This window comes from Microvirga sp. P4_G7, assembly GCF_056401005.1.
In genome coordinates this window covers 1-1,193 of the sequence record NZ_JBFUKD010000917.1, presented here as the reverse complement: position 1 = coordinate 1,193, position 1,193 = coordinate 1, and the positions used below count along the sequence as shown (strand labels likewise).

The 1,193-nt window shown below is 61.9% G+C and carries 1 protein-coding gene; it reads left to right on the top strand.

From position 1 onward, the window contains the following. Positions 1 to 471: 471 nt before the first annotated feature. A partial coding sequence (locus tag AC1DT3_RS21885; protein ID WP_477467280.1) for an NAD(P)/FAD-dependent oxidoreductase occupies positions 472 to 1,193 on the top strand: 722 nt, incomplete at its 3' end.

The following is a 1,193-nucleotide window of genomic DNA, read 5'->3' as shown; positions in this document are numbered from 1 at the left end:
CACACGTATTGCGATCCGCGCCTGAACGCGGAGCAAGCGCTGGAAATCGCGTTCCTCACGGCGGAGCTGATCAAGCGCGAACATCAATCGCGCGAGCGGCCAGTCGTCGAGGCTGCCGAGTAAAGAATACGAAAAGGGGCGCCCACCAGCGCCCCTTTTTTTAAAATAACGGCTTCGTTTAGATGTCGGCTTACCGTCAGCTCAGGTAGCCCATGAAGAATAGAATAAGAATGATCGGCAAAGGAATGCCGATGAGCCAAAGCAGCCCGCCTTTGAACATCGTAGTCTCCCGTTGTTTCGTGCCTTGACAACGGCCTCGGGTTTTTCCGGTTCCCCCTAAACTGCGCTTTACAGCGCTTCGACTATTTTCCTTATCGCAGGGCGGTTGTCGAACAGGCAAAAGTTCTTTGCTGGGGGAAACGACGGGCGGTTACTGGCGTTAGCCCTTCTCCGCTCACCGAAGCCGAGGCCATGCGCTACGACGTCATCATCATCGGAGGCAGCTTCGCCGGCCTCTCTGCTGCCCTCCATCTGGTGCGGGCTCGTCGATCCATGCTGTTGATCGATGCCGGCCAGCCGCGTAACCGGTTCGCCACTTCCGCACATGGCCTGTTCGGTCACGATGGCTCAAGACCCGGAGATCTGCTCGCTTCAGGTCGTGAGCAGGTCAGCGCCTATCCGACGGCGACGGTCGTGAGCGGGGAAGCCGTCGGGGTCGAACCGGACGAAGACGGTTTCGCCGTCACGCTCGCCGATGGCGTCCGTTACGATGGGCGCCGCGTTCTCCTCGCGACGGGCATCGTCGACATCATGCCCGAGATAAGGGGGCTGGCCGAGCGGTGGGGGCGGACGGTGCTGCATTGTCCCTATTGCCACGCCTACGAGATCGGCGGCGGGAGCATCGGCGTTCTGGCGACCGACGAGGCATCGGTCAAACAGGCGTCGCTGGTGGCGGAATGGGGCGATGTGACGTTTTTCACCAACGGCGCGATGAACCTCGATGCGTCCGATGAGGAGCTTCTCACGCGCCGCTGCGTCGCGGTCGAGACAGGCGAGATCGCCTCCCTCGAGGGAAGCGCGCCCGCGCTCGACGGAATCAGGCTGCGGGATGGCCGCCTCATCCCCATACGCGCCCTGTTCATCAACGCGGCGACCCAGATGGCGAGCCCTCTTGCGGAGACGATCGGTTGCGC